The organism is Komagataeibacter rhaeticus, assembly GCF_011611525.1.
GTDB lineage: Bacteria > Pseudomonadota > Alphaproteobacteria > Acetobacterales > Acetobacteraceae > Komagataeibacter > Komagataeibacter rhaeticus.
The window spans coordinates 2,512,483-2,538,966 of the sequence record NZ_CP050139.1; the positions used below are offsets into that span (position 1 = coordinate 2,512,483).

Here is a 26,484-nt window from a genome sequence, read left to right on the forward strand (position 1 = left end):
GGTTGCGGGTCTGCAACCATTCTAAAAGAAAGGTTTTCTGTTCGTCCAGAGCGTATTTCCACCCCCGGTCATGGCGGAAGGATGGACAGCACGGTACCGGACGCAAAAAAATCCTTGTGTCCATGCCCCCGTACCCCTTTCAACAGATGGTGGAGTTCCAATATGGTACCTGTCATGTCTGCTCATGCCCGTCCCTTCCCGTCCCTTCCCGCGTCACGGCCCGCAGGGGCCGCCGCGCGCCCGCTCGGCCATGGCGGCAACACGCCGCCACGCCGCAACGGGGGGGGACAGGACAGCCCGCCCGGCAATGATGATGGCATGATCGACGTGGTCATCCACACCCGCCCGCAGACCCGCAAGCCGGCGATGTACAAGGTGCTGATGCTTAATGACGACTACACGCCCATGGAATTCGTGGTGCATGTGCTGGAACGGTTTTTCCAGAAAAACCGCGAGGAAGCGACGGACATCATGCTCCACGTCCACAAGCGCGGGGTGGGGGTGTGCGGAGTCTTTACGTATGAGGTCGCGGAAACCAAGGTAACACAGGTGATGGATCTGGCCCGCCAGAACCAGCACCCGCTGCAATGCACCATCGAGAAGGACTGACCCAACGGGCAAGCACATCACACAGCCCCCGCCGCGATCCGATCGCATGCCATGGCATTTTGTGCTGGCATTTCACCCGCAACGGGGCAAGGATTGTCCTGACTTACCGGTTATGATCTCCGGGGCCATGCTGGTCCCATCTGGAAAAGGAGCGTCTCGGCATGTTGTCACGTAATCTTGAACAGACGCTTCACCGTGCGCTGACACTGGCGGGGGACCGCCGGCACGAATACGCAACGCTTGAACACCTCCTGCTCGCCCTGATCGATGACCCGGATGCCGTGACGGTATTCCGCGCCTGCGGGGTCGACCTGAACAAGCTGCGCACCGACCTGACCGACTTCCTGGACAAGGACCTTGCCGGTCTGGCTGCCGACCGCACGGTTGACCCCAAGCCCACGGCCGCCTTCCAGCGCGTGATCCAGCGCGCCGCCATCCATGTCCAGTCCACCGGGCGGGACGAGGTGACGGGGGCCAACGTGCTCGTGGCCCTGTTTGCCGAGCGCGAGAGCCATGCGGTGTATTTCCTGCAGCTGCAGGACATGACGCGGCTGGACGCGGTGAACTTCATCTCCCACGGCATTGCCAAGGCGCCGGACCGCTCGACACGCCGCCCGGTGGCGGGCAGCCCGCCCGAAGGGGGCGAGAGCGAGGAACGCGGCAAGGCCGGGCAGAAGAACCAGGACGCGCTGTCCACCTACTGCACCAACCTTAATGAAAAGGCGCAGGCCGGAAAGGTTGACCCGCTGATCGGCCGCGACTCCGAAATCGAGCGCACGATCCAGATCCTGTGCCGCCGCACCAAGAACAACCCGCTTTATGTGGGCGACCCAGGCGTTGGCAAGACCGCGATTGCCGAGGGTCTGGCCAAGCGCATTGTCGAGGGGGACGTGCCGGAAGTCCTGCTCAATTCCACGATCTATTCGCTGGACATGGGCGCGCTGCTGGCGGGCACCCGCTACCGTGGTGATTTCGAGGAACGGCTGAAGGCGGTTGTGACCGAACTGGACAACAACCCCGGCTCCATCCTGTTCATTGATGAAATCCATACGGTAATCGGCGCGGGTGCGACATCTGGCGGGGCGATGGATGCCTCCAACCTGCTCAAGCCCGCCCTGGCCGCCGGCACGCTGCGCTGCATGGGTTCGACCACGTACAAGGAATACCGCCAGCACTTCGAGAAGGACCGGGCACTTGTGCGCCGGTTCCAGAAAATCGACGTGGCGGAGCCGTCGGTCGATGACGCGGTCAAGATCCTGCGCGGGCTGAAGGTCAATTACGAAAAGCACCACAAGGTGCGCTACACCGATGACGCGATCCGTGGCGCGGTGGAACTGTCCGCCAAGTACATCCATGACCGCAAGCTGCCCGACAAGGCCATCGACGTGATTGACGAGGTAGGGGCCTCGCGCATGCTGGTGCCCGAAAACCGCCGCCGCAAGACGGTCACGCTGAAGGATGTGGAGGATATCGTCGCCAAGATCGCGCGCATTCCGCCCAAGAGCGTGTCGTCCGATGACAAGGAAACGCTGCGTTCGCTCGAGCGTGACCTCAAGGGCATGGTCTATGGACAGGACAAGGCGATCGAGGCCCTTACGGCCGCGATCAAGCTGTCACGCGCAGGGCTTCGTGACCCGGAAAAGCCGATTGGCAACTACCTGTTCTCCGGCCCGACGGGTGTGGGCAAGACGGAAGTGGCCAAGCAGCTTGCCAGCACGCTGGGGATCGAGCTGATCCGCTTCGACATGTCGGAATACATGGAGCGGCATTCGATCTCGCGGCTGATCGGCGCGCCGCCGGGCTATGTCGGCTTTGACCAGGGCGGCCTGCTGACCGATGCCATCGACCAGCACCCGCATGCGGTCCTGCTGCTGGATGAAATCGAGAAGGCGCATCAGGACCTGTACAACGTGCTGCTGCAGGTGATGGACCACGGAAGGCTGACCGACCATAACGGCAAGACGGTCGATTTCCGCAACGTGGTCCTGATCATGACCACCAACGCGGGTGCCGCCGATCTGAGCAAGGAGGCGATCGGCTTTGGCCGCACGTCCCGCGAAGGCGAGGACGAGGATGCGATCAAGCGCCTGTTCACGCCGGAATTCCGCAACCGGCTGGACGCGATCATTCCCTTTGCCAACCTGTCGCCGCATGTGGTGGACCGGGTGGTGGAGAAGTTCATCTTCCAGCTTGAAGCCCAGTTGGCGGATCGCAACGTGATGATCGAGATCTCGTCCGCCGCGCGTGAATGGCTGGCGGAACGGGGATATGACCGCCTGTATGGCGCGCGCCCGCTGGGCCGTGTCATTCAGGAAAACATCAAGAAGCCGCTGGCCGAAGAACTGCTGTTCGGCAAGCTGACCAAGGGAGGGGTGGCCAAGATCTCGCTCAAGGATGGCAAGCTGGACTTTGAATACATTTCCCAGGCGGAAAACGCCTCCGCCGAAGGGGATGAGGGCGACAGCACCCGTGAAGAGGAAGCCGCGGACTAACCCGCTCCTTTTTCATTCTTTACCGTAATAGGGACAGGGATCAGAAATGGTCCCTGTTTTTATGTCTACCGTCCGAAAGACCCCATGCTGACCGCACTGATCTATATTCCCGCCGCCTTTGCCGAAATCGCTGGCTGTTTCTGCTTCTGGGCATGGATGCGCCTTGGCCGACCGGCGCTTGTGCTGCTGCCGGGGTGCCTTTCGCTGGTGCTGTTCGCGTGGCTGCTGACCTTCAGCCCGGCCGATAACGCGGGCCGGGCCTATGCCATTTATGGCGGGGTCTATATCGCGGCCAGCCTGATCTGGTCATGGCTGGTGGAAGGGCTGCCGCCCGACCGGTGGGATCTGGGCGGGGCCGCCATCTGCCTTGCGGGGGCGGCCATCATCCTGCTGGCCCCGCGTGGCTGAAAGCCTGTAAATCAGGGAGAGTTTTTGGTGAAGCTGTTTTCAAAAAGGCTTCAGAGAACGCCACCTTTTTGAAAAAAGGTGGCACCCAGAAACTTTTACCCTGCTTTTTACTGATAACGGGTGCCGTTAACCACCACATAACCTTCGACCGGCCAGCTTTTACCGGTGCCATGGTGGGTCCAGTCAATGCCCTGGCTCTGCGGGTTGTCGTAGTAATAGCGGCCCAGCACATCGGTCTGGTCGCCCTTGGCCACCCATGGCCAGGATGGCGCGGTCATGCGGTCCAGATCGGACACGATGCGGATGGACACCCCTTCCCCCACGTCAACATAGAAGTAACCATGCAGTCCGCTGCGGGTGCGCTTGGCGGCTGAAACCGTGATCACCCGGCCACAGACATGTTCCACCCGGTCGGGGTGCGGGGCCTGCGCGCTTTCCTCTGCCCGCAGGTCGGCCAGGAATTTGGTATTGTCGCAGGATTCGGGCACGGGACTGGCTATGGGCCGGGCCTTTTCCTGCCCTTCCCCGCTGTTCTGAGTGCTTTCCTCCCGCGTTTCATGCCTGTGCCGGTGGTGGCGGGCCTGGGCGGCGGGGGCGAACGCGCCCTGCACCGCCAGAATTGCCGCAAGTCCCATCACGCCGCGTAGCGGCCACCGTGTCGCTGCCATCATTGTTTTCCCTTAACACAAGATCACAATCTTTTGCGGCGTGTGGACAGGTCCGTCAATGAACGGCGCGGCTGCCTGCCTTCGGGGCCTCGGCTTCAAGCTGCCTGCGGGCCTTTTCCATTTCCTGCTCCATGGCGGGATCGGATGCCGGCATTTTCAGGTGCAGCTTTTCCAGCGCGTCAATGATCGCCTCGATCACCACCAGCCGTTCGAACCATTTCTGGTCGGCCGGCACGATAAACCATGGTGCGTCAGGATGCGCGGTGCGGCGGATCGCCTCTTCATAGGCGTGCTGGTAATCATCCCAGTACTGGCGTTCATGGATATCGGCGGGGGAGAACTTCCAGTTCTTGGTGCGATGCTCGATCCGGCGCAGGAACCGTTTGCGCTGTTCTTCCCTGGACAGGTGCAGGAAGAACTTGAGCACCACCGTGCCCTGCCGGGCCAGATAGCGTTCGAAATGGTTGATGTCGTGGTAACGGTCTTCCCAGAAGGTCGGCTTGTGGCGCAGGGTGGGCGGCAGGCATTCATGCTCCAGCAGTTCGGGATGCACGCGGGTGACCAGCACTTCCTCGTAATGACTGCGGTTGAAGATGCCGATCCGCCCGGCTGCCGGCGCCGCCAGATGCTCGCGCCACAGATAGCCGTGCGACAGTTCCACCGGGCCGGGCTGCTTGAATGACGTAACACTGACCCCCTGCGGGTTGATGCCGGACATGACATGCTTGATCACGCCATCCTTGCCGCCCGCGTCAAGCGCCTGCAACACGACCAGCACCGACCATGTGCCATTAGCATAAAGCAGCGCCTGCAGGCGCGACAGGTCGCGGATACGCTCCTTGAGCAGCCGCTTGCCGGTTTTCTTGTCCAGCCCGCAGGCTTCGGCCGCCCGGGTCGGGCAGGCCGCAAGGGAGAAATCATGGCCGTTATGAACGCTGAAACGGCGGGCCAGCTTATTCGAACCGTTTTTTCCGGACATGCTCAGTCCTTCATGCCGCGTGCGACTGCCAGGCCACCGGCGGCCTGGCAGGTGGGCATGAGTTCGATCTCGTTGATGTTGACATGACGGGGCAGCGAAAGCACCCAGGCCACCGTCTCGGCAATATCGGCGGGCAGCAGGGGCTTTGTGCCTTCATATACGGCGGCGGCCTTTGCATCGTCACGCAGGCGCACATTGCTGAACTCACTCCCCCCGCACAGGCCGGGTTCAAGGTTGGTGACACGCACGTTGCACCCCAGCAGGTCACAGCGCAGGTTGCGGGTGAACTGGCGGACAAAGGCCTTGGTCGCCCCGTACACATTGCCACCCGTATAGGGGTAGATCGCCGCCGTACTGCCCAGCGTAATGACATGGCCCCGGTCACGCGCCACCATGCCCGGCAGCAGCACGCGGGTCAGTTCCACCATGCCGGTCACATTGGTGGAGATCATGGTCTGCCAGTTGGCAATGTCGGCCGCCTGTGCCTTTTCCATGCCCAGCGCCAGACCCGCGTTGTTGATCAGGACATCCACATCACGCCAGCCTTCGGGCAGGCTTGCGGGCAGGGCTGCAATGCCAGCGGCATCATCCATGTCCAGCCGGAAGGGCAGCAGGTCGGGGCCAAGCCGGGCCGCCAGATCGTCAAGCCGTTCCTGCCTGCGTCCGGTTGCGATCACCCGGTAGCCATCATGGACCAGGCGTTCGGCAATCGCCTTGCCAAACCCGGCGGTGGCACCGGTTACCAGTACGATCTGCTTCATCATGCTTCTCCTGCTTTGCGTATCGGGACAGCCTTGCATATTGGCGTGCATCCGTCATGGGGCACGGGCTTTCCGGGTATCGTGCCTGAAATGGTTGCAAATGGGGCCGGTTCCGGTTCTATGGTGGGGCATGGCTTCATTCACGACAACTCCAGGCTGCAGCCTGACCGGTCACCTGCTGGTGGCCACACCCGCCCTGACCGACCCCGCCTTTGCGCGCAGTGTCATCTATCTGTGCGCCCATACCCCCGAGGACGGGGCGATGGGTCTGGTCATCAATCGCCGTCTGTCGCAGCCCGTGCTGGACGACGTGCTTGAACAGCTTGGCATTGCCCCCGTGCCGCCCCGCCGGCGCATAAACCTGTGCGCGGGCGGCCCGATGGATAACGGGCGCGGCTTCGTGCTGCATACATCGGACTGGAGCGGCGATGGCAGCCTGCCGGTGGACCGCGCCACCACGCTGACCGCAAGCCTGGACGTGCTACGCGACATTGCCGATGGCAACGGCCCCGCCAATGCCCTGCTGGCCATGGGCCACGCAAGCTGGGAGGCTGGCCAGCTTGAGGAGGAAATGCTGCACCACAATGCATGGATTACGGCCCCGGCCACCGAATCCATCGTATTCGGCCCCGACCACAACACCAAATGGCGGCAGGCCCTGGCCAGCGTACGCATTGACCCCGCATGGTTCAGCGGAGAAGCCGGTCATGCCTAACGGGATACGCCCATGCGGGCAGTCTGAAACGCCCGTATAAGGGGCTGGCACGTGACAGGGACGTTTCGGGCAAAGCGGTTTTCAAGACGCTTCAGGGAATGAAGCCTTTACTGGAAAAAAGGCAATACCCGGAAACTCCTGTACTTTATCAGAGCCCTACCAGCGCAGCGAGGGTACGCAGGCAACCGGGTCCAGTCCGGCGGCCGTGACTTCCGCGCATGCAAGGGCATAATCAGGGTTACGTCCCTCAGCCCAGCTTCCACCCAGCATTTCCTGATGGATACCCCCCAGGACCCAGCACCCGGCAATACCGGCGGTTGCCGCGCCACGCATGTCGGTGGCCAGCGCGTCACCCAGCGCCAGCACCCGTGCCGGCGGCACATCCAGCAGGGACAGGGCCAGTCCGTAAACCTCCGGATAGGGCTTGCCAATCCAGCGCACCGTGCAGTCCCGGGATTCATACCAGCTTGCCATGGCCCCGGCACAGATCAGCCGCTGGGTGCCACGGATGACCTGCTGGTCAGGATTGGCGCAGATCATGGGCAGGCGGCGGGACGCACACTGCTCCAGCATGGGCAGGTAGGGGCCGATCTCCTCCTCGCCCAGTTCGGCATCCGGGCCGGTATTGAGCACGAAATCCGCCTGTGCGGGATCGGATACGACATCCAGGTCCAGCCCGGCATAGACATCCACATCCTTGTCCGGGCCAAGATGGACCATCCGGCGACCCAGCCGTGCAAACCACGGGTCGGTTCGGGCCGCCAGCATGCGATGCGTGCATTCGCCGCTGGTCATGATGCCGTCATACAGTTCCGCGCTGACACCCATGCGGCGCAGGCCCGGTTCCACCGTTGCCGTACGCCGCGGCGCGTTGGACAGCAGCACCACGCGCTTGCCGGCTTCGCGCAGGCGTTGCAGGCATTCCAGTACGCCCGGATAGGGGGCCACGCCATTATGCACGACCCCCCACAGGTCAAGGATATAGCCGTCGTAATCGCCGCTCAGCCCGGCCAGCCCATCATGCCACTTCATGCGCGTGCCGTACCCCTGGCGTCGGCCAGTGTCTCGAACCCATGCGCGCGCAGGGCACGACGGGTCTCGGCCTTGAGGCGCCTGAGGATGGCCGGACCTTCATACACATAGGCGGTATAGACCTGCACCAGATCCGCACCCGCCCGCACGCGGTCCACGATATCGGCCCCGGTCTCGATCCCGCCACAGGCCACCAGCGCCACGCGGCCATCCGCCACCTTCGCCACACGCGCCAGCATGTCCTGCGCCAGCGCGCGCAGCGGTCGGCCGGACAGGCCCCCCGTCTCGTCCGCATGGGGGCTGAGCAGGCCGGCAGGGCGCGAGAGGGTGGTGTTGGACACGATCAGCCCCTGCACGCCCCCGGCAATGGCGGCCTCGACCACGGCGGGCACGTCATCATGCGCGATATCGGGCGAGAGCTTGACCAGAAGCGGCGGCCGCTCGGGGTGGGCGGCATTGATCGCATCCAGGATACCCTTCAGCCGCGTGGCCTCCAGCAGGTCGCGCAGGCCCGGCGTATTGGGCGATGAGAGATTGATGACGATGTAATCGGCATAATGCTTCACGCGCCCGACCAGCATCGGGTAATCGCGCTCGGGGTCGGCGCCGGTCTTGTTGATGCCCAGATTGGCCCCTACCGGCACCCGCCCCCCCATGGACGCACGCCGTGGGGAGGACACACGGTGCAGCCGCGCCATGCGTACGGCAAAGCGGTCGATGCCCTGGTTGTTGAAGCCCATGCGGTTGATGATGGCGCGGTCTTCCGTCAGGCGGAACAGGCGGGGCCGCGGGTTGCCGGGCTGTGGACGGGGGGTGACGGTCCCGGCTTCCACAAAGCCGAAGCCCGAGCGCGCCAGCGGACGGACAGCCTGCGCATTCTTGTCAAACCCCGCCGCGATGCCGATGGGGTTGGGAAAACGCAGCCCCATGGCCCGCACCGACAGGGCCGGATCATCATTGCCGGGGTCCGACACCCCGCCCAGACCAAGCATGAGCGCATCAAGGCCGATGCGGTGCGCGGTCTCGGGGTCCAAGCGCCGCATCAGCGGCAGAATCAGGCGTGACATAATATTCATGGGAAAAATGTTGCCGCAATTCCGCACCGGGGGAAAGGGGCAACTAGCCGGGGGCCGGTCTGGTGGCATCCACGGCGGGGGCCGGATCGGTGGGGAAGCGGATCAGGTAATAGGGCGGCACCCGCAGGTCATGCCCCCCGTTCAGGCCGCCCAGGCGGTTCCATTGCCCGAGCGTGCAGTACACCATGTTGCCATCGACAAATATGCCATCGGGTGAAAGCACGCGCGGGTCATGCACCATGGTCTCGAACGAGCCATCGGCATTGCGGCGGAAGATGGCGTCATGCTCGAAATTGGTGGTGTAGATGCGCCCCTGCGCATCACTGGCCAGCCCGTCGGCCACCCCCTTTTCCCCCAGGTCACGGATACCGGCGGCAAGCCGGGCATCATCCTTCGAAAAATCGGACAGCAGGCGGGTGGGAATGCCGTACAGCCGCCTGCCGGTCAGCTGGCTGTAGTACAGCGTCTCCCCGTCGGGTGAAAGCGTGATGCCATCCACCCCGCCCCAGACAAAGGCGGGCGGGTGCCGTGGCGGATCGAATACCAGCGGCCGCCCCTCCACCACCGCCATGAAGCCGCGCTCGGCCTTGATGGAGGGATGGTCGGCCAGCACGCGGCGCTGGCGGCCGGTCGCGATATCCACCACCACAAGGGCGGGCGACATGCCGAACGAGGAATCCGTGACATAGACCGTACCCTGCGCCCCATGGGTCAGGTCCACGCGCAGGTCGTTCATGTGGCTGTCGGGCAGCAGGGCGGGCGCATGCAGGATGATGCTGGCGAAGATGCGGTTGGTCGCCGGGTCGATACCGATGACCTTGGCCGCCCCCGGCGCCAGTGGCTGGCCCGCCAGCTTGCCGTCATCAATGGCCCACAGGCGGCCCTGCGTATCGGTTGTCATGCCGTGGATGGACATGAGCCGCTCCGCGGCCGGACGGTCGGAGGGCATGCTGTGCGCCGCATCGGGATAGGGATACAGCCTGCCATCCTTCAGTTCCGCCAGCGTTGCCCCCCTGTGGTTGACCGCATGGCGCGGAAACCCCACGAACACCCGCCCATGGGTGACGGCGATGCCCGATGGCCCCGGCCCCTCGAACCGGGCCACGACCTCGAACGGGCCGGATGAGGCGATGCCGTGATCGCGATTGGTCGCCTCCGATGCGGGCGGAGCCGCATGCGCCATGCCCCCCATGCCCACCAGCAGGGGCATGATGACACACAGGCGGGTCCGTCTGTGCCTGGACTTCTTCATCATTTCCCCCATGCTGCCGCCCCATTCATGCAGGCCCCGGCGTGCGGGACAACCGGAGGCGGGCCACAGGGCTGTTCACAATCAGTTCATGGGAAGGGAAGCCGGTGGATGCGCGGGCGAGAGGGTGCGGCGGACCCGGCCCACATCGGCGGCGGTAACCCCGGGCGCGCCATTGCCCCATGCCGCCCGGATGAAGGTCACCGTATCGGCCACCGCCCCGTCATCCATGCGGGCGGCGAATCCGGGCATGACAAAGGCGGACGGTGCCTGCCGGGTGGCGCGCAGGGTATTGCCCTCCAGCACGATGCGGATAAGGGAGTCGGGGACCGGGTCCATCACCACCGGGTTGCCCGCCAGCGGCGGGAAGGTGGTGGGATAGCCGTGCCCGTCGGTGCGGTGGCAGGCGGCACAGCTGTCCACATACAGCCGCGCGCCCCGGGCCGAGACATCGCCTGCGTGCAGCGCCTGACTGGCGGCGGGGTCATAGGTCCAGCCGCCCGCCACGGTATGGGCGGTGGGGGAAAGGGTCTTGAGATAGCGGGCAATGGCCAGACGGTCCTCATCACTCATGTGCTGGGTGCCATGGCCAATGGCATCGGTCATGCCGCCAAACGCCGCCCCCAGCGGCATGCGCCCGGTGGCAAGGAAGCGCGTGATGTCCTGCTCGCTCCACCGGCCCAGCCCCGTGCGGTCCTCGCCACGCAGGCTGACGGGACGCCAGCCATCAACCGCATCGCCACCGGACAGGTAAAGCGGGCCGTCCTGTGCCGTCAGGGCCTTTTCCTGCATGGTGATGGCGCGTGGCGTATGGCAGGCCCCGCAATGGCCCGGCCCCTCGACCAGATAGCTGCCACGGGCCACCAGCGGATCAGGGAACTGGCGCGCGGCCATGGCCTGCCGCACCGCCTGCGGGTCGGGCGCGAACAGCCAGCGCCAGATGGTCAGCGGCCAGCGCATGGACAGCGGCCAGGTCATGCCATCCTGCACGATCGGGGTGGCCACGGGTTTGACGCCGCGCATGAAGTAGACATACAGCGCATGCATGTCCTCATCCGTCATGCGCGCATAGGAGGGATAGGGCATGGCCGGGTACAGGCTGCTCCCGTCACGGCGGATGCCCTTTTGCAGGGCACGGGCGAATTCGGCCTCGGAATACTGCCCGATGCCCGCCTTCGGGTCGGGCGTGATGTTGGGCGCGTACAGCGTGCCCGTGGGCAGGTGGAACGCAAGCCCGCCCGCGAAGGGCGCGCCGCCGGGCACGGTATGGCAGGCACCGCAATCGGATGCGATGGCCACATATTCGCCCCGCGCCACCACATCATCCTGCGCCCGCGCGCCACTGGCGGGCAGGATCGGGGCCACAAGCCCCGCCACCGCCAGCAGGCAGCGCGCGATGTTCCGCTTCATGCCCCTCACCCCGCCAGCGGTCCGGGCCGGGCAAGATAGGTGGTGCGGATATGGTGCGCCGCCCAGTATGCCAGGGCCGCGACCATGCCGGTCGGGTTGTAGCCCGTCCCCTGCGGGAAGGCATTCGCCCCGATTACAAAGACATTATGCACATCCCATGACTGCAGGTAGCGGTTGAGCGCGCTGGTGCCGGGGTCCGTGCCCATTACCGCGCCGCCACCCAGATGGGTGGTCTGGTACTGCCGCGTATCAAAGGGCTTGCCGAACTCCCGGCTGGTCAGATGCACCCGGCGCGCGCCCATGGCCTTCGCAACGTTACCGATTTTATCGACCACGTAGCGGTTCATGCGGATATCATTGTCTTTCCAGTCAAAGGTCATGCGCAGCAGGGGCTGGCCGTGCGCGTCCTTCCATGTCGGGTCCAGGTCCAGATACACGTCACGGTAGGCCATGTTGGTCCCGTGCGCGTCAATGCGCAGGGAATGGCGGTAGGTATCGATCATGCCCGCCTTCCACGCGCTGCCCCAGCGCGGCGTGCCCGGCGGCCCGCCGGAATACGCCGCCGCAATGGCCTTGACCCCCGCCTGGTTGACCCACACGGGCGAACCGCCCACAAAACCCAGCGGCCCGTGGTCGAAATTCTCGCTGTTGAAATCATCAAACGCCACACCACCACCGCCGGTGCCGACATACTGGTTGGTCTCGACCTTCGGGTCGAGCCAGACGGTGCTGGTGGTTACGTTCTGGTAGACGAAATTACGCCCCACCACGCCTTCATTCCTGGCCGGGTCATAGGGCTTGCCAATGCCCGAGAGCAGCATGAGCCGCACGTTATGGAACTGGAAGGCGCTCAGGATGACCAGTTCGGCAGGCTGGGTCACGGTGTTGCCTTCGGCATCGGCATAGGTCACGCCGGTGGCACGCCTGCCATCGGAATCCAGTTCCACCTTCAGCACATTGCAGCCCGCCCGCAGTTCAAACAGCGGATGGCGGCGCAGTACCGGCAGGATGTTCACATTGGGCGATGCCTTAGAATACATGTAACAGGCATAACCGCTGCAATAACCGCAGAAATTGCACGGCCCCATCTGCGCGCCATACGGATTGACATACTGGCGCGATGCATTGGCGGCAGGCAGGGAATAGGGGTGGAAGCCTGCCTCCGTCGCCGCCTTGCGGAACAGGTGGGCGGTATAGACATCCTTCAGCGCGGGCAGCGGGAAATGATCGGAGCGCGAGGGGGAGAACACATTCCCCTTCCCCACTACCTGGCCATTGACCTTGTACGCCTCGCCAGACGTGCCGAATACCTTCTCCGCCCTGTCAAAGAAGGGTTCCAGTTCCTCATACGTCACGCCGTAATCCTGCAGGTTCATACCTTCAGGAATGAATTTGGCGCCATATTTCTCGATCACGCGCGTGCGCAGCCGCAGGTCATCCGGCGGAATGCGGAAATGCACGCCCGACCAGTGCAGCCCCGCGCCCCCCACCCCCTCACCGGGCAGGAAGGCGGCCATGCGGCGGTAGGGCAGCGCCACCTGCCGGCTGTTGTTGCGGATGGTGACGGTATGTTTCGAGAGATCCTGGAACAGCTTGTAGCGGAAATTGCCCTCCAGCTCGTCAATCGAGGCGGGATAGGCGCCATCGGATGCCGTGCTGCGGTCCGACCCCCGCTCCAGCACCACGACCGAACGCCCGGCCTCGGTCATTTCCTTGGCCATGATGCAGCCCGCCCAGCCGCCACCCACAATCACCACATCGACCGGGTCCAGCCTGCGTGCGTCCGTGCTCATGCCCGCTCCCCCGAAATGGAGACGCTGCCCAGCGGGTAATGCACGCCGTACTGGTCCACCCAGTCCATGAAATCGGCCCGCGCGCCGGGAAAACCCAGCATGGCCCATCCGCCCATCCCGGTATTGCCGCCGTGGATGGGGTCGCTGAAGGCGCCTTCCATCACGTTGGCCAGCAACTGCTCGAAAAAGGTGGCGGATGGAACATCCCCGAATACCAGACTGCCCCTTTCCGCCGCGCGCAGCAGGTCATCCTGCAATGCGGCGGACAGGGCGGCAAAGGGCCTGCCGTGCCGGGTGGCGGCATGGGCATTCATGCCCGCGATGCCATGGCGGTACAGTTCACGCGGGGCATAGGGCAGCTGGTAGCCCAGATTATCCGGTCCGGCCATGAAGGGGCCGTTCATGTACCACTGCGCGCCATGGGCATAGGGGGTATCCATCTGGCGGTCGATGAAGCGGGGCACATCCAGCGCCACGGCACCGGGGCCACTGGCATCGGCGGGGATCAGCCGATCACAGGCCGCAACAAGGAATGCCCATTCGGCCGCATCGAAAAACTGCGGCCTGTAGGGGGACGCCGCAACCGGCCCGGCCCGCCCGGATGAAGCCAGGACCGTGCCGCAGGCCGCGGCTCCGGCCAGTCCCTGCATGAACCGCCGCCGCGACGACATGAACCGTAAACCGCCAGTACCCAAAAAATCTCTTCCCGCTACACAATATCCGCATGGTCCGTGGCACCTCACAATATCCGTGAGGCCCACCGGAATGCCTAGAGCCTTTTCCCGTCATTTTCATTAATGCAAGAAAATATGATCGGCAAAAAACGGCGCTGCCGCATTCCCTCACAAATTAAAGCCTGAAAAGCCAGTCCTGAAAACGGGCCTGCCGCCCGCCCGGGAATGTCCATCGCCGGGTAAGACAGTCTAATGGGGCGTCTGTCGTAACCCATCGCCGGATGCCGCCCTGTCGGGAAAAGACGCCAGCCGGGCATCCCCATTCCTTTTTACTGCGATGTCATTTCATGATGATGTCCCGCCGCCATATGGCCTTTTACTGGTCGTGTTCCGCTGTCCGGGCGGCCAGACGGTCCAGCCGGGCCTGCCTGCGCGCGGCCCGCGCCGCCCGCCATGCCGCCACCGCCGAACGGCGGGGCGCTGCCCTGGCGCGTGCCGTCCGGCCATCGGTGCGGGCCTGCCCCGGCTTGCCGCTGCCCTGTCCGGCCCGGCTCCGGCCCGACGGCCCGGTGGTGCCCGCGCCCGTGGCTGACTTCGCGCGCCCTGCCGTCCTGCCGGAACGGGGGGTGCGGGGCACGGGTTTTACATTGTCATCCATGTCGCCTGACCTCAAATACGGATATGAAATAAAATAATGCAGCCTGCCGGCACCCCCACAGGCGCGCGGAACAGGCGGGAAACGGCAATCCAGCGCCATTTCCATATTCGGGCAGCCCCCCTGTTTCCTGTCAAGGCCATGCGGGCGCGAGACCCTGCCGCCCCTTCCTACATATCCTCCGGCTACCCGACACTGGCTTGACCCGTTTCGGGACGGGCAATATCCACCCTTCATGCGCGCATCCCTTTTCCTGTTGCAGACCCTTGGCACCAGTTGTCTGGCTTCCGTCACTGATGCGGCGCTGGGCTATCCGCAGGCGCTGGTGCGCCGGATCGGGCATCCGGTCATATGGATTGGCGGGCTGATCGGCCGTCTTGACCGGCGATTCAACACTTCATGCCGCACGCAGCGCCAGCGCAGACTGGCCGGATTTATGGCGACGGGGCTGATCGCGGCCATCCCCACCGCCATCGCCATGGTGGCCACCCGCCTGATCCGACGGTTCCTGCCGCATTGGCTGGCACTGCCGGTGACCGCCGTACTGGCCAGTACGCTTGTGGCCCAGCGTTCCCTGCATGACCATGTGCGCGCGGTGGAACAGGCGGCACGGGAAAGCCTGCCTGCTGCCCGCAGGGCCGTATCCCACATTGTGGGACGGGACCCCGAACAGCTTGACGAAGCGGGCGTACTGCGTGCCGCGACCGAGACACTGGCCGAAAACTTTTCCGACGGAATCGTGGCCCCCCTGCTCTGGATGGCGGCGGGCGGCCTGCCGGGCGCGGTCTTCTACAAATCCGTCAACACGGCGGACAGCATGATCGGCCACCGTACGCCACGGCATGAAGCCTTTGGCTATGCCGCGGCCCGGCTGGATGATCTGGTCAACCTGCCTGCTTCCCGCCTGTCGGCCCTGTGGATCATCCTGGCAAGCCTGACCCTGCCGGGCATGCGGACCCGGGCCGCACTGCGCATCGTATGGCGCGATGCCCGCGCCCACCGCTCCCCCAACGCGGGCTGGCCGGAGGCCGCGATGGCCGGCGCGCTGGGCATACGCCTGTCCGGCCCGCGCGCCTATAACGGCGTGCAGGTTGCCGAACCGTGGGTGGGCGACGGCACGCCCACCCTGCGCCCGGATGACCTGTCACGCGCGCTGGCCCTGTACCGCCGTGCCTGCCTGATCCAGACCCTGACGGGCCTTTCAGCCCTCGGCCTGCTCGCACGGCGCCTGCGCGGACGCTGAAGCGGGGTTTACGGGCCGGGCCAGCGCCAGCAGGGCGTCGATATCAAGATGCGCTTCCAGATGGTCGGCCAGCGCATCAAGGGCCATATCAATCCGCACGTCATGGTCATGGCCATGCGATACACCGCCCAGACGCGCCAGCAGCGCCGCCCGCGCGGTACCATCGGCCAGCAGGCCATGCACATAGGTGCCCCAGACCCGCCCCGACGGGCTGACCGCGCCATCGGGCCGACCGTCCAGGTCAATCAGGGGACGGCTGGCATGATCGGGACCATCGGTTCGCCCCATGTGCATCTCGTACCCCCGCAGGCGGACCCGTTCGGGCAGGAGAAGGCCCGTGACGTCCTCCAGCCGCTTGCCGCCTTCCAGCACTGTGGTCACATCCAGCAGGCCCAGCCCCGGCACCGTGGCGGGTGGCCCCTCGATCCCGTCGGGATCGGCAATGCCCTGCCCCAGCATCTGGTAGCCACCGCATATGCCCAGCACATGCCCCCCCCGGCGCACATGGGCCAGGATGTCGACATCCCACCCTTCGGCCCGCAGCACTGCAAGGTCGGCAATCGTGGCCTTGGCACCGGGCAGGATGATCAGGTCGCAGGGCGGCAGCACCTGCCCGCGTGCCACCATGCGAAGCGAGACGCCATCCTCCGCCGCAAGGGGGTCGAGATCATCGAAATTGGCGATCATGGGCAGGCAGGGCACGGCAATGCGTATGCCACCGCCCGCCACCGGGCCACCGGGCGCAAGGTCGGCGGCATCTTCCGCCGGCAGGTCGCGCACGCGATCAAGGAACGGTACAAGACCGATGGGCCGCCAGCCCGTGCGGGCCGCAACCGCCCCCATGCCCGCAGCGAACAGTGACGGGTCGCCGCGCATGCGATTGACGATAAAACCCTTTATGCGCCGCGCATCCTGCGGTGCCACCACGGCCTGCGTGCCCACAAGGCTGGCAATGACCCCGCCGCGATCGATATCGCCCACCAGCACCACATCGATGCCGGCCGCCTGTGCGAAGCCCATGTTGGCGATGTCATCTTCGCGCAGGTTGATCTCGGACGCGGAACCCGCCCCCTCCACCAGCACGATGTCCGCCTGTGCCGCGAGGCTATGAAAACTCTCCAGCACCTCGGGCATCAGGCCGCGCTTGAAGGACTGGAAATCGCGCGCGCGCACCTGCCCGCGTACCCTGCCACGCACCACAAGCTGTGAGCCGGTCATGCCCTGCGGCTTGAGCAGGACCGGGTTCATGTCCACCACCGGCGGCACGCCGCAGGCACGGGCCTGAAGCGCCTGCGCACGCCCGATCTCTCCGCCATCCTGCGTCACGGCCGCGTTGTTGGACATGTTCTGCGGCTTGAACGGCCGCACCCGCAACCCGCGCCGGACCAGCGCGCGGGCCAGCCCGGCCACCAGCACCGACTTGCCAACCGACGATCCGGTGCCCTGCAGCATCAGCGCACGCGGCGGCATCAGAACTCGATCCCGGCCTGCGCCTTGACCCCCTTCCTGAAGTGATGGGCCACCTGCGTCATCTCGGTCACCAGATCGGCGGCCTCGATCATGGCGGGGCGGGCGTTGCGCCCGGTCACGACCACATGCTGCATGGCGGGGCGGGCGGCAATATCGGCCAGCACCTCCTCGATAGGCAGGTAGTCATAACGCAGCGCGATGTTGAGTTCATCAAGGATCACCATGCTGACATCCGCGCGCCGCAATGCCGCGCGCGCCTGCTCCCATGCCGCCCGGCAGTTGGCGATGTCGCGCGCGCGGTCCTGGGTGTTCCAGGTAAAGCCTTCGCCCAGCGCATGCCATTCCACCTGGTCGCCAAAGCGTTCCAGCGCCTTGCGCTCGCCTGTATTCCATGCCCCCTTGATGAACTGGATCACCACGATCCGCCCCCCATGCGCCAGCGTGCGCAGGGCCATGCCGAAGGCGGCGGTGGACTTGCCCTTGCCCGCGCCGGTATGCACGGCCAGCAATCCCTTCTCGATGGATTTGCTGCTGACTTCCCTGTCCTGCACTTCCTTGCGCCTGGCCATCTTTTCACGGTGGCGGATTTCTTCGGGGGTAAGGGTCATTTCATCTCCATTGACAGGCCTGCCACCACAAAGACAACACGCGCGGCCTCCCGCGCAATAGCCTGATGCAGCAGACCCGCCTCATCACGGAAGCGCCGGGCCAGCGCATTGTCGGGCACGATCCCCTGCCCCACCTCGTTCGAGACCAGCACCGTCGGCCCCGTCCGGCGCCCCAGGGCGGCCAGCAGTTCCTGCGTTGCCTGCGCCACATCACGCTCCGCCAGCATGAGATTGGTCAGCCACAGGGTCAGGCAGTCCACCAACACGGGGCTGGCAGCCGCCCCGTCCAGCGCGCGCGGCAGGTCCAGCGGCGCCTCCACCGTGCGCCATCCTTCCCCCCTGCGCGCGCGGTGGGTGGCGATGCGGGTTTCCATTTCCCCGTCATGCGGCTGGCAGGTGGCAAGATAGGTCCATGGCGCGGGCCATCGGGCAAACAGTCCCTCCGCCACGCGGCTTTTGCCCGAACGGGCGCCACCCAGCACAAAAATGCAGCCCTGCCTGCCACCAAAGCCGCCCTGATGGGGGTGCGCCTTCATTTTATTCTCCGCCATCTTGCATCACGGCCCATAAGACCACACAACGCTGTGCATGCCATCCCGTCTTTCCCCCCCACAGGACATGGCCGCGCTGCGCGCGCTGTGCATGACCCTTCCCGATGCCGACATGGCGGCGGACCACGCCATCGCCCGGCATGATTCCAGCCTGACCAAGCCGCCGGGCAGCCTTGGCCGGCTGGAGGAACTGGCACGCTGGACCGGCCGGTGGCAGCGCACCGCGTGGCCGCGTGCCGAGCGGGTCGAGATCCTTGTCTTTGCGGGCAACCATGGCGTGACCGCGCAGGGCGTCACCCCATGGCCCGCCGATGTCACGCGCCAGATGGTCGAGAACTTCCGCAACGGGGGGGCGGCCATCAACCAGATCGCGCGCGTGGCCAGCGCCCGGCTGCGCGTGGTTGCGGTGGCGGAACTGCGCCCGACGGCGGATTTCACACAGGCCCCTGCCATGGAAATGCCTGCCTTCCTGCACGCCATTGCCACCGGCATGGCGGCGGTGCGGCCCGGCACGGACCTGCTGTGCCTTGGGGAAATGGGAATTGGCAACACAACCGCCGCCGCCGCCGTATGCGCCGGCCTGTTTGGCGGCGGGGGCGCGACATGGGCCGGGCGCGGCACCGGGCTGGATGATGCGGGCGTGCGCCACAAGGCGCAGGTAGTCGATCGCGCGCTGGCCGCCCACGCGCCGCACCTGCATGACCCGCTGGAGGTGATGCGCCATCTGGGTGGCCACGAACTGGCCGCCATGCTGGGCGCCGCCATTGCCGCGCGCCACCACAATATTCCCGTGCTGCTTGATGGCTTCATCTGCACGGCCGCCGTGGCCCCGCTGGGGGTGCTTCAGCCCGGCGGCCTTGAGCATACCCGGCTGGCCCACTGCTCGGCCGAAAGCGGGCATGCCCGTCTTGCCACCGCCCTTGGCCTGTCGCCGCTGCTGGACCTTGGGCTGCGGCTGGGCGAAGGCTCGGGCGCGGGACTGGCCATCCCGCTGGTGCGCGCCGCCACCGCCTGCCTGTGCGGCATGGCCACCTTTGCACAGGCACAGGTCAGCGGACGGGAATGAGCATGCCCGCCCGCCTGCGTGCCGACCTGGTGTGCGGCATCGGCCTGCTCAGCCGCCTGCCCACCGGGTGGCTGGCAGGCGACGGACTGCCCTGTTCCATGGCGCGCAGCATATGGTGCTGGCCGCTGGTGGGCGCGCTGCTGGGGGGGGCTACGGGCCTTGCCTATGCCGGCCTGCTGCAGTGCGGCCTTGCCACCCTGCCCGCCGCGGCATGGAGCATTGGCATGCAGCTCCTGCTGTGTGGCGGCCTGCATGAGGACGGGCTGGCGGACATGGCCGATGGCTGTGGCGGCGGGCGTGGGCGCGCGCGCAAGCTGGAAATCATGCGTGACAGCCGTGTGGGCAGCTATGGCGTGATGGCGCTGGCGGTGGCCATGCTGGTCCGTGTCGGGGCGCTGGCCGCCATGCCGGGCATGATGGCGCTTGTGGCCCTGCCCGTGGCGGGCGCGCTGGCCCGTGCCGGCATGGTCGTGCTGCTGTGGCGCCTGCCCCCCGCCCGCGGCGACGGGCTGGCCAGCACCCTGCGCACCCTGCCCCGCCCGGCGCTGGCGGCGTGCCTGTGCCTGACCGGTGCCCTTACGGCCCTGCTGCTGCCCGGCGCGCGGGCGGTCGTGGCGATGGTCGTGGCCGTCGCGGCCACCGGCGTCATGTGCCGCCTTGCACGGTGGCAGCTTGGCGGACAGACCGGCGACGTTCTTGGTGCAACGGCAGTCGTGACGGAATGCGCGGTTCTGACCGCCCTGTCGTGAACAGGGGATTCCCCTGTTCGACAACCCGCACCGACCCCAGCGGCGGGGATGGCGCGAGCAGGCTACCCGGCCCGCCGTGAACCATGCCCTGCATGAGACGCAGCGGCCCCCCATGGGTAATCACCCCGCAGGGCTGGGCGCCTTCCTGCATGTCCTTCCAGAAATGGCGCACGCGGGCCCGCAGCGCGCCCCCGCTTTCCCCGCCGGGGGGGGTGAATCCACTTACATCGGCGGCCCACGCATCCAGTGCCGTGCGGGAAATGCGATTCCAGGGGCGGCCTTCCCACTCCCCGAAGCTGATTTCACGCAGACGTGAATCCACCCGCAGTTCCAGATTCATGAATTGCGCCACCCGTTCCGCCACCATCCGGCAGCGCCGGGCGGGAGAGGAAAACAGAATCCGGCATCCCACCCCCTGCATGACGGTACGCAGGCCATCGGCCATACGCTCCCACCCATCGGCCAGGGCCACGTCACGCTGGCCGTAACACAGGCCTTCCACCCCCATAACCGCGGGATGGCGGGCCAGCACAATTGCAAAACGGTCAGTCATCCGCTCCTGCCTTCCAACATGTCCCGGCCAGCATCCGCGATGTTCATGCCCGCCGCCATAAGACGGACAAGGGGGCAGCTACCCGATAGGAACATGCCACTTTCTGACCTTCCTGCCGCCACAGGACAAAAACCGAACGTACCGGACCAAATAAAGCCTGTTTACAAAAGGACTCTTGTTCTGCATATCGGCATCAGTATCTTTGTACATCCTTATTTGCCGAATACCCCGGGTCTGCACCAGCCTGTTCTCCAGACCGGAAGGATAAAGAGCATCATGCGGATATGGGCCAGTGCCTGCCTGCTCCTGTGCCTGCCTGCCGGCGCCAGTGCCGCGGGCCTTTTCGGCGTGACCCATCCCACGCTGGCCTGTGGCGATGACGTGATCCTGCGCAGCCTGTCCGACCACACCATTACCGCCCAGCAGTCACCCGCCTGGCGCAGGACCCTGTTCCGCCAGGGGGACTGCCATCTGGTCACGCCCGATGTCCGGTGGGAAAAGATCGCCAACCGCAACGGGCTGCCGCTCATGCGCCGCGTGCCCCCCATGCCGGGGCTGCCGCCGCTCTATTTCATGACAGGGGATATCACCCCCCTTGCCCCCCCGCTGGCCGGACCGGCCGCGACACCGGCCGAACGGCACGCGCCCGCACCCCTCACACCCCCGCATCCCACGCCCGAACCCACGGCACCGGACGCACCGCTGGCGCACCCGGTCGCCCCGGTTATCGTGCAGCATGCGGAAACGCCGCTGCCCACGGACATCTTCTTCATGACCCGTGGCTTCCAGAAGCTGGGTTCCCTGATCCTGACGCTGATGCTGGCGGGCGGGGCGGCATGGGTAATGATCCTTATCCTGCGCGCGGGCTGGCGCATGACGCGCCGGCGCGGGGCCATCCGCCAGTGCATGGAACTGGCCGAGCGCCACCGCCCCATGCTGGCCCGCTGGTACCGGCAGGCACAGGCGGGGAACGGCCCGTCCCATACCCCGTGGGAGACGCATGTGGAACGCTTCACGCATGCCACCCTCATCCCCGCCCTTGCCCGTTCCGGCCGCGGCGCGTCATGGCCGGGCATACGCAGGGCGGTACTGGCGCACATCACCACCATGGCGGCCGGTACCCCCGGCCGCCCCCAGGACGGTTCCATCACCCCCGGTTTCTATCATCAGGACATGAACCAGGAAGAATATGCCGCCTTCTGTTCACAATGGATCGAAAAGGCCGGATGGGAGACCCACCCCCCCGTGGCCACCGGCCTTGGCACGGTCATACAGGGGCACAGGAACAACCTGAAAATGCTGGTCCACTGCTGGATGGACCGCCGGCCGGTGCATGATGACGTGATCCTGCAGGGTATTAAGGAAAAGACGGACAGCAAGGCCAATATCGGCGCCATCGTCTCCAACGCGCCCTATACGCAGGAGGCGCTGCTGCTGGGCAAGAAGCACCGCATCTTCCTGCTGCACCATGAAGACATATTCAAATTCGTATCAGGCATTGAAGTACCCGACGTCGCCTGACACACCCGATCCGGCCCCCTGCACCACTGGCGGCCCTATTCGCGCGCCTGTCGCGCCGCGAGGGCATTGAAGCAGAGTGCCGCCCCCTGTGCCTGGGCCGGGCTGTCATCAAGGAAATGCGTGTCGTCCACCCGTTTCTGGCCGGTTATGCGCGCGCTGCAGTAATCAAACAGGGCACGGCTGTCCCGCACCCGCGTGCAGTTGAGCAGGCCGGTAAAACTGACATACCCCGCATGCGCGCCCAGGCCCGTCACATAGGACGCGCACTGCCGCAGTACCGGGGCGGGCAGCCTGCGGGCCATGATGGTGGCATAGGCCGCTTCCTCCCTGCGGGTGCAGGCGTCACTTCCCGCCGCGTCGTGATGGGTGGCGCAGTACTGCACCATGGCGCCATGCAGGTAGCCACTTTCAGCCTTGCTATGGGCCCACAGGGCATCGGCCGCGCGGCGGTAATGGAACAGGCCGGCCCGCCGATCAGGGGAGATGGCGCCGAACGGCACCGGGCGGGAACCGCAGTACAGGCTCATGTCATACAGTTCCGGTCTGTCCGGCTGGCTTTCAAAATCCAGGTACAGCGGATTGAGCGGCAGGGGGCACAGCTGCCCCCCCGCGGGCAGGCGCGGGTTCTGGCCATATTCCACCTGATAGACCAGATGGCCGGCGCGGGCGGGCACCAGTGTCACTTCCAGCTGTTCGCCATTGGTCAGGTCTATCGCATTTTCCGACAGGCGCAGTTCCCCCGTATCACCCGCACCGGCCAACCCCTCCGGGCGCAGCACGAAATACTGGGGCGCGTCATGCGCCAGTTCGCTGCCATCGAAGCGCTCGTTATCGGCGCGGGCCGGCGTAATGAACAGCAGGGCAGCCAGCACGCCCGCCAGCATCATGCCCGACCGGCCTGACCGCCACCGCCCCGCAGATTCCATTTCAAGCATGTTCCATCGACCCAATCGCTTAATAATCATGCATTAATTGCTGATGTTTTGAAAAAAATGTCTGTTTTTTAGTCATAACGCATTTATCAAGGCATCCATGCTTGTCAGCGGTTATTCCGTCTGACAATGTTCGCCGCAGAACAACTGTCTGATGCCACATGATATTTCTTTCCACCCTTTTGCATGTTCCCGGCCAGGACCCGTCTGATACGGCGGACTGGCGGCGCGGGACAGGCCAGGGCGGAACGGAAACCGAAACTGCATCTTTTTTATACACGACCGTCGCCCTCGCCCTGACCGCCCATGCCGGCCGGGCCATGGGGTTACCCTTATTACGCCAGCATGCGGCCGTCACCACCCCCACTGTTGCAGGCTGAACGGATGCCACATCCCCGACCGCCCGTTATCCGATGCATTCCGCCCCTCCCCCCCGTGCCGATCATGGCGGAGACCCCAGCATGACCAGACCCGACCCCGCGCAGGAAGACGGCACGCCCATCCTGCCAGAGGAAAATGACGGCTATCACAAGGGCCTTGGCGCACGCCAGATCCAGATGATCGCCGTTGGCGGCGCGATCGGGACCGGGCTGTTCCTGGGGGCCGGGTCGCGGCTGCAGGCGGCGGGTCCGTCGCTGGCGCTGGTGTATCTGGTCTGCGGGCTGTTCTCGTTCCTGATCATGCGCGCCCTGGGTGAACTGGTGATGTACCGCCCGACCTGTGGCAGCTTTGTTTCCTATGCGCGGGAATTCCTGGGGGAAAAGGCGGCCTTTGTCGCGGGATGGCTGTCATTCCTGAACTGGGCCATGACGGGCATTGTCGATATTACGGCGGTGGCGCTGTACATGCATTTCTGGGGCACGTTCGCCGCCGTGCCGCAATGGGCCTTCGCCCTTATGGCGCTGGGCATTGTCACGACGCTGAACATGGTGGGCGTGAAGTGGTTCGGGGAAATCGAGTTCTGGTTCTCCCTAATCAAGATCGTCGCACTGTGCCTGTTCCTGGTCATTGGCAGCGTGATCCTGGGCGTGCGCATGCCGGTGGGCGGCCACCAGACGGGGCTGCACCTGATTGCCGATAATGGCGGCCTCTTTCCCCACGGGCTGATCCCGTGCCTGCTGCTGGTACAGGGCGTGGTGTTCGCCTATTCCGGCATTGAACTGATCGGCACGGCGGCGGGGGAATGCGCCGATGTGCGCACGGTGCTGCCACGCAGCATCAACAGCGTCATCTGGCGCATCGGGCTGTTCTATGTGTTCTCGGTCGTGCTGCTGGTCAATCTGCTGCCCTGGACGGCCTATCACGCGGGCACCAGCCCGTTCGTGACCTTTTTTGAGGCACTGGGCATACCCGGTGTCGATACCATCATGAACATCGTGGTGCTGACCGCGGCCCTGTCCAGCCTCAATTCCGGGCTGTATTCCACCGGGCGCGTACTGCGCGCCATGGCGCTTGGGGGGGCCGCACCCGGCATGCTCGCGCGCATGAACGCGCATTCCGTGCCTGCCAACGGCATCCTGCTTACGGTTGCGGTCTATCTGGTGGGGGTGGTGCTGAACTATGTCGTACCGTCCCAGGTGTTCGAGATCGTGCTGAACATGGCAGCACTTGGCATCATCAGCACATGGGCCTTCATCCTGCTCAGCCAGATCAGGCTGCGGCAGGCGGTACGCAGCGGACGGATCGCGCCCGCCGGTTTTGAAATGCCGGGCGCGCCCTTCACGTCATGGCTCACCCTGGCCTTTCTGGGCTGCGTGGTGGTGCTGATGGCGTGCGATTATCCAAACGGTACCTGCACGCTGGCCAGCATTCCGGTGGTCGGGCTGCTGCTGGTGGCGGGCTGGAAATACCTGGCCCCCGCCCGCGAGGCGTACGCCACGCAGGCGCAGGACATACCCCCGCCGGGCGCATGAAACACGGCGGGGGAACTGCCATTCCCCCGCCGGTCCAGCCGGTCCCGCCAAAGCAAGGAGTACAACAGGAAATGCCCTGACACCGTGCCTGCTGCCACAGCGCATGGCCCCACGACACCCAGCCTCCCGTACCATCAGCCATAAACAGGACCCGGCACGCACTGCCATGCGTGAAGGGATGCCCAAAGCAGGAAATGGCCGCAACCATGTCTCCCACGATACGTGCCCGCGCAGTGCGATGCGCCGGCCGCCGCCCCCGGTGCAATGCAGCCACATTGCAGGCAGGGACGGGCTACCCCTACCATGCAGCATCATACATTCCGGTAACGGAATCAATATTATTCGTTGCGCTATCGGTCCTTGTGCTCTCTGTCGCCCCGGCACGGGCGGAAAACACGGGCAACGGCACCGCCGCCGGTTCGCAGGGACAGCGGGAGACCTACAGCCAGTGGTATACCGGCTCACTCGTCTCACCTTCCGGTGCGCTAACGAAAGCGGGCGTCTTTGCATGGGAGCCGTATGTCGCCTACAGCCAGCCGGTGGGGTATCTGGGCAGTACGGGGGGCAGCATGCCGGTCCATGACCGGGCGCATGCGGTTTCCAGCTTCACGCTCTATAAATATTCCCTCACCAATTCCGTCAGCCTGCAGATGACACCGGACATAAGCTACGGCTGGCGCCGGGGGCATGGTGGCACGACCAGCGGCCTGAAAATGGGTGACCTGCCGGTGGATGTGATGTGGCGCTACCTTGATGCGGACCCACGGCGCTTTATTCCGGCCCTGAGCCTGTTCGTGGGGGTGGCCTTCCCCTCGGGCGACTATACAAGGCTCGGGCGCGATGAGGATGGCGTGGGCACGGGCACCTATACCTTCCGCCTGGCCCTGACGGAACAGTCCACCTATACCCTGCCCGGCCACCATGAACTGCGGCTGCGCATGTGGGGCACATTCCGCCGTGCGCTGACGCAGGCCCATATTGCCGATACCTCCAGCTACGGCACCACCGCCGGGTTCCGGGGGCTGGCCCATCCGGGCATGTATGGGGAAAGCGGTTTTTCACTGGAATATGGCATGAACCAGAAATGGGTCATCGCCATGGATCTGGCACGCGACTGGGCCAATGGCGTGGTGGTACGCGGGCATGACGCACAGGGCCGCTACCAGACCCTGACGGGCCAGGCTTCGGGTGACTGGCTGGTTGCCCCGGCCGTTGAATATAACTGGTCACCCCGTTTTGGCGTGATTGCGGGGGTGACGGCCATCTTTGCCGGGCACAATACCGGGCAGGTCATCTCACCACAGGTGGCGTTCAACAGTGTTTTCTAAAAACCGTGCCCGCTGCAGGACCATTCAAG

The 26,484-nt window shown here is 65.2% G+C and carries 25 protein-coding genes; 10 read left to right on the plus strand and 15 right to left on the minus strand.

Going from position 1 to position 26,484, the window contains the following annotated elements; translation table 11 throughout:
* Positions 1 to 174 precede the first annotated feature (174 nt).
* The 3 genes from clpS to GWK63_RS11490 all read left to right on the plus strand — a co-directional run bounded on the left by clpS (position 175) and on the right by GWK63_RS11490 (position 3,509).
* Positions 175 to 609 (plus strand): ATP-dependent Clp protease adapter ClpS, encoded by a 435-nt coding sequence (gene clpS / locus GWK63_RS11480; RefSeq protein ID WP_223846519.1) that lies wholly within the window; start codon positions 175 to 177, stop codon positions 607 to 609.
* Positions 610 to 770: 161 nt separating this feature from the next.
* Positions 771 to 3,101, plus strand: a complete 2,331-nt coding sequence (clpA, locus tag GWK63_RS11485; RefSeq protein ID WP_034933267.1) for an ATP-dependent Clp protease ATP-binding subunit ClpA — start codon at positions 771 to 773, stop codon at positions 3,099 to 3,101.
* Between the two features lie 84 nt (positions 3,102 to 3,185).
* Positions 3,186 to 3,509 carry a YnfA family protein gene (locus tag GWK63_RS11490; RefSeq protein ID WP_007399554.1) on the plus strand — a complete coding sequence of 108 codons (324 nt, stop codon included), beginning with the start codon at positions 3,186 to 3,188 and terminating at the stop codon, positions 3,507 to 3,509.
* 107 nt (positions 3,510 to 3,616) lie between these two features.
* Here the strand turns inward: GWK63_RS11490 and GWK63_RS11495 are convergent, their stop codons facing one another.
* From GWK63_RS11495 to GWK63_RS11505, 3 genes are read right to left on the minus strand one after another with little or no spacing between them, the layout of a single operon-like run.
* Positions 3,617 to 4,177: a DUF3465 domain-containing protein gene (locus GWK63_RS11495; protein WP_172459752.1), complete on the minus strand. Its 561-nt coding sequence runs from the start codon at positions 4,175 to 4,177 to the stop codon at positions 3,617 to 3,619.
* Between the two features lie 55 nt (positions 4,178 to 4,232).
* Entirely contained in the window at positions 4,233 to 5,156 is a 924-nt protein-coding gene (locus tag GWK63_RS11500) for a polyphosphate kinase 2 family protein (RefSeq protein WP_007399552.1), read from the minus strand.
* A gap of 2 nt (positions 5,157 to 5,158) precedes the next feature.
* Complete coding sequence (locus tag GWK63_RS11505; RefSeq protein WP_039999632.1) at positions 5,159 to 5,917, minus strand: SDR family NAD(P)-dependent oxidoreductase; 759 nt, start codon at positions 5,915 to 5,917, stop codon at positions 5,159 to 5,161.
* 130 nt (positions 5,918 to 6,047) lie between these two features.
* Here GWK63_RS11505 and GWK63_RS11510 point away from each other — a divergent pair, with 130 nt between their 5' ends.
* Positions 6,048 to 6,632, plus strand: a complete 585-nt coding sequence (locus GWK63_RS11510; protein WP_034933428.1) for a YqgE/AlgH family protein — start codon at positions 6,048 to 6,050, stop codon at positions 6,630 to 6,632.
* A gap of 156 nt (positions 6,633 to 6,788) precedes the next feature.
* On the opposite strand, the gene GWK63_RS11515 is transcribed toward GWK63_RS11510, so the two are convergent.
* The 7 genes from GWK63_RS11515 to GWK63_RS11545 all read right to left on the minus strand — a co-directional run bounded on the left by GWK63_RS11515 (position 6,789) and on the right by GWK63_RS11545 (position 14,524).
* Positions 6,789 to 7,664 (minus strand): TIGR01459 family HAD-type hydrolase, encoded by an 876-nt coding sequence (locus GWK63_RS11515; RefSeq protein ID WP_007399549.1) that lies wholly within the window; start codon positions 7,662 to 7,664, stop codon positions 6,789 to 6,791.
* Positions 7,661 to 8,740, minus strand: coding sequence for a quinone-dependent dihydroorotate dehydrogenase (locus GWK63_RS11520; RefSeq protein ID WP_034933283.1), 1,080 nt, complete (start codon positions 8,738 to 8,740; stop codon positions 7,661 to 7,663). The genes GWK63_RS11515 and GWK63_RS11520 overlap by 4 nt, the downstream gene beginning before the upstream one ends.
* 43 nt (positions 8,741 to 8,783) lie before the next feature.
* Entirely contained in the window at positions 8,784 to 9,992 is a 1,209-nt protein-coding gene (locus tag GWK63_RS11525; protein ID WP_039999630.1) for an SMP-30/gluconolactonase/LRE family protein, read from the minus strand.
* Between the two features lie 81 nt (positions 9,993 to 10,073).
* The gene (locus GWK63_RS11530; RefSeq protein ID WP_007399546.1) at positions 10,074 to 11,399 is read right to left on the minus strand and encodes a cytochrome c; all 1,326 of its coding nucleotides are present in this window, start codon (positions 11,397 to 11,399) and stop codon (positions 10,074 to 10,076) included.
* 5 nt (positions 11,400 to 11,404) lie between these two features.
* The gene (locus tag GWK63_RS11535; protein ID WP_007399545.1) at positions 11,405 to 13,192 is read right to left on the minus strand and encodes a GMC family oxidoreductase; all 1,788 of its coding nucleotides are present in this window, start codon (positions 13,190 to 13,192) and stop codon (positions 11,405 to 11,407) included.
* Complete coding sequence (locus tag GWK63_RS11540) at positions 13,189 to 13,863, minus strand: gluconate 2-dehydrogenase subunit 3 family protein (RefSeq protein WP_007399544.1); 675 nt, start codon at positions 13,861 to 13,863, stop codon at positions 13,189 to 13,191. The genes GWK63_RS11535 and GWK63_RS11540 overlap by 4 nt, the downstream gene beginning before the upstream one ends.
* Positions 13,864 to 14,242: 379 nt before the next feature.
* A complete protein-coding gene (locus GWK63_RS11545) occupies positions 14,243 to 14,524 on the minus strand; it encodes a hypothetical protein (RefSeq protein ID WP_034933297.1) in 282 nt (93 codons plus the stop codon).
* Between the two features lie 232 nt (positions 14,525 to 14,756).
* Between GWK63_RS11545 and cbiB the strand changes: the two genes are divergently transcribed.
* The gene (cbiB, locus tag GWK63_RS11550) at positions 14,757 to 15,764 is read left to right on the plus strand and encodes an adenosylcobinamide-phosphate synthase CbiB (protein ID WP_007399541.1); all 1,008 of its coding nucleotides are present in this window, start codon (positions 14,757 to 14,759) and stop codon (positions 15,762 to 15,764) included.
* Here cbiB and GWK63_RS11555 read toward each other — a convergent pair.
* From GWK63_RS11555 to cobU, 3 genes are read right to left on the minus strand one after another with little or no spacing between them, the layout of a single operon-like run.
* Positions 15,723 to 17,234 (minus strand): cobyric acid synthase, encoded by a 1,512-nt coding sequence (locus tag GWK63_RS11555; protein WP_007399540.1) that lies wholly within the window; start codon positions 17,232 to 17,234, stop codon positions 15,723 to 15,725. The two genes, cbiB and GWK63_RS11555, sit on opposite strands and share 42 nt — an antisense overlap.
* Entirely contained in the window at positions 17,234 to 17,842 is a 609-nt protein-coding gene (gene cobO / locus GWK63_RS11560) for a cob(I)yrinic acid a,c-diamide adenosyltransferase (RefSeq protein ID WP_007399539.1), read from the minus strand. Before cobO ends, GWK63_RS11555 begins: the two co-directional genes overlap by 1 nt.
* Positions 17,839 to 18,378 (minus strand): bifunctional adenosylcobinamide kinase/adenosylcobinamide-phosphate guanylyltransferase, encoded by a 540-nt coding sequence (gene cobU, locus GWK63_RS11565; RefSeq protein WP_223846520.1) that lies wholly within the window; start codon positions 18,376 to 18,378, stop codon positions 17,839 to 17,841. Before cobU ends, cobO begins: the two co-directional genes overlap by 4 nt.
* A gap of 52 nt (positions 18,379 to 18,430) precedes the next feature.
* Here cobU and cobT point away from each other — a divergent pair, with 52 nt between their 5' ends.
* Both cobT and cobS read left to right on the plus strand, forming a co-directional pair.
* The gene (gene cobT, locus GWK63_RS11570) at positions 18,431 to 19,459 is read left to right on the plus strand and encodes a nicotinate-nucleotide--dimethylbenzimidazole phosphoribosyltransferase (RefSeq protein WP_007399537.1); all 1,029 of its coding nucleotides are present in this window, start codon (positions 18,431 to 18,433) and stop codon (positions 19,457 to 19,459) included.
* 2 nt (positions 19,460 to 19,461) lie between these two features.
* Positions 19,462 to 20,208 (plus strand): adenosylcobinamide-GDP ribazoletransferase, encoded by a 747-nt coding sequence (gene cobS, locus GWK63_RS11575; protein ID WP_223846521.1) that lies wholly within the window; start codon positions 19,462 to 19,464, stop codon positions 20,206 to 20,208.
* On the opposite strand, the gene GWK63_RS11580 is transcribed toward cobS, so the two are convergent.
* The gene (locus GWK63_RS11580) at positions 20,105 to 20,761 is read right to left on the minus strand and encodes a histidine phosphatase family protein (protein WP_039999526.1); all 657 of its coding nucleotides are present in this window, start codon (positions 20,759 to 20,761) and stop codon (positions 20,105 to 20,107) included. The two genes, cobS and GWK63_RS11580, sit on opposite strands and share 104 nt — an antisense overlap.
* A gap of 276 nt (positions 20,762 to 21,037) precedes the next feature.
* On the opposite strand from GWK63_RS11580, the gene GWK63_RS11585 reads away from it, so the two are divergent.
* Positions 21,038 to 22,282, plus strand: coding sequence for a hypothetical protein (locus tag GWK63_RS11585; protein ID WP_039999525.1), 1,245 nt, complete (start codon positions 21,038 to 21,040; stop codon positions 22,280 to 22,282).
* 35 nt (positions 22,283 to 22,317) lie between these two features.
* Here the strand turns inward: GWK63_RS11585 and GWK63_RS11590 are convergent, their stop codons facing one another.
* Positions 22,318 to 23,217, minus strand: coding sequence for a hypothetical protein (locus GWK63_RS11590; protein ID WP_099963177.1), 900 nt, complete (start codon positions 23,215 to 23,217; stop codon positions 22,318 to 22,320).
* A gap of 458 nt (positions 23,218 to 23,675) precedes the next feature.
* Between GWK63_RS11590 and GWK63_RS11595 the strand changes: the two genes are divergently transcribed.
* Positions 23,676 to 25,127 carry an amino acid permease gene (locus GWK63_RS11595; protein WP_039999523.1) on the plus strand — a complete coding sequence of 484 codons (1,452 nt, stop codon included), beginning with the start codon at positions 23,676 to 23,678 and terminating at the stop codon, positions 25,125 to 25,127.
* A 194-nt stretch (positions 25,128 to 25,321) separates the two neighbouring features.
* Positions 25,322 to 26,455: a hypothetical protein gene (locus GWK63_RS11600; RefSeq protein ID WP_039999522.1), complete on the plus strand. Its 1,134-nt coding sequence runs from the start codon at positions 25,322 to 25,324 to the stop codon at positions 26,453 to 26,455.
* Positions 26,456 to 26,484 lie beyond the last annotated feature (29 nt).

Bases quoted from the DNA above. Each gene is read 5' to 3' on its own strand.
- clpS (WP_223846519.1), top strand. From the start codon at position 175: ATGTCTGCTCATGCCCGTCCCTTCCCGTCCCTTCCCGCGTCACGGCCC.
- clpA (WP_034933267.1), top strand. From the start codon at position 771: ATGTTGTCACGTAATCTTGAACAGACGCTTCACCGTGCGCTGACACTG.
- GWK63_RS11490 (WP_007399554.1), top strand. From the start codon at position 3,186: ATGCTGACCGCACTGATCTATATTCCCGCCGCCTTTGCCGAAATCGCT.
- GWK63_RS11495 (WP_172459752.1), bottom strand. From the start codon at position 4,177: ATGGCAGCGACACGGTGGCCGCTACGCGGCGTGATGGGACTTGCGGCA.
- GWK63_RS11500 (WP_007399552.1), bottom strand. From the start codon at position 5,156: ATGTCCGGAAAAAACGGTTCGAATAAGCTGGCCCGCCGTTTCAGCGTT.
- GWK63_RS11505 (WP_039999632.1), bottom strand. From the start codon at position 5,917: ATGAAGCAGATCGTACTGGTAACCGGTGCCACCGCCGGGTTTGGCAAG.
- GWK63_RS11510 (WP_034933428.1), top strand. From the start codon at position 6,048: ATGGCTTCATTCACGACAACTCCAGGCTGCAGCCTGACCGGTCACCTG.
- GWK63_RS11515 (WP_007399549.1), bottom strand. From the start codon at position 7,664: ATGAAGTGGCATGATGGGCTGGCCGGGCTGAGCGGCGATTACGACGGC.
- GWK63_RS11520 (WP_034933283.1), bottom strand. From the start codon at position 8,740: ATGAATATTATGTCACGCCTGATTCTGCCGCTGATGCGGCGCTTGGAC.
- GWK63_RS11525 (WP_039999630.1), bottom strand. From the start codon at position 9,992: ATGAAGAAGTCCAGGCACAGACGGACCCGCCTGTGTGTCATCATGCCC.
- GWK63_RS11530 (WP_007399546.1), bottom strand. From the start codon at position 11,399: ATGAAGCGGAACATCGCGCGCTGCCTGCTGGCGGTGGCGGGGCTTGTG.
- GWK63_RS11535 (WP_007399545.1), bottom strand. From the start codon at position 13,192: ATGAGCACGGACGCACGCAGGCTGGACCCGGTCGATGTGGTGATTGTG.
- GWK63_RS11540 (WP_007399544.1), bottom strand. From the start codon at position 13,863: ATGTCGTCGCGGCGGCGGTTCATGCAGGGACTGGCCGGAGCCGCGGCC.
- GWK63_RS11545 (WP_034933297.1), bottom strand. From the start codon at position 14,524: ATGGATGACAATGTAAAACCCGTGCCCCGCACCCCCCGTTCCGGCAGG.
- cbiB (WP_007399541.1), top strand. From the start codon at position 14,757: ATGCGCGCATCCCTTTTCCTGTTGCAGACCCTTGGCACCAGTTGTCTG.
- GWK63_RS11555 (WP_007399540.1), bottom strand. From the start codon at position 17,234: ATGCCGCCGCGTGCGCTGATGCTGCAGGGCACCGGATCGTCGGTTGGC.
- cobO (WP_007399539.1), bottom strand. From the start codon at position 17,842: ATGACCCTTACCCCCGAAGAAATCCGCCACCGTGAAAAGATGGCCAGG.
- cobU (WP_223846520.1), bottom strand. From the start codon at position 18,378: ATGAAGGCGCACCCCCATCAGGGCGGCTTTGGTGGCAGGCAGGGCTGC.
- cobT (WP_007399537.1), top strand. From the start codon at position 18,431: ATGCCATCCCGTCTTTCCCCCCCACAGGACATGGCCGCGCTGCGCGCG.
- cobS (WP_223846521.1), top strand. From the start codon at position 19,462: ATGCCCGCCCGCCTGCGTGCCGACCTGGTGTGCGGCATCGGCCTGCTC.
- GWK63_RS11580 (WP_039999526.1), bottom strand. From the start codon at position 20,761: ATGACTGACCGTTTTGCAATTGTGCTGGCCCGCCATCCCGCGGTTATG.
- GWK63_RS11585 (WP_039999525.1), top strand. From the start codon at position 21,038: ATGCGGATATGGGCCAGTGCCTGCCTGCTCCTGTGCCTGCCTGCCGGC.
- GWK63_RS11590 (WP_099963177.1), bottom strand. From the start codon at position 23,217: ATGCTTGAAATGGAATCTGCGGGGCGGTGGCGGTCAGGCCGGTCGGGC.
- GWK63_RS11595 (WP_039999523.1), top strand. From the start codon at position 23,676: ATGACCAGACCCGACCCCGCGCAGGAAGACGGCACGCCCATCCTGCCA.
- GWK63_RS11600 (WP_039999522.1), top strand. From the start codon at position 25,322: ATGGCCGCAACCATGTCTCCCACGATACGTGCCCGCGCAGTGCGATGC.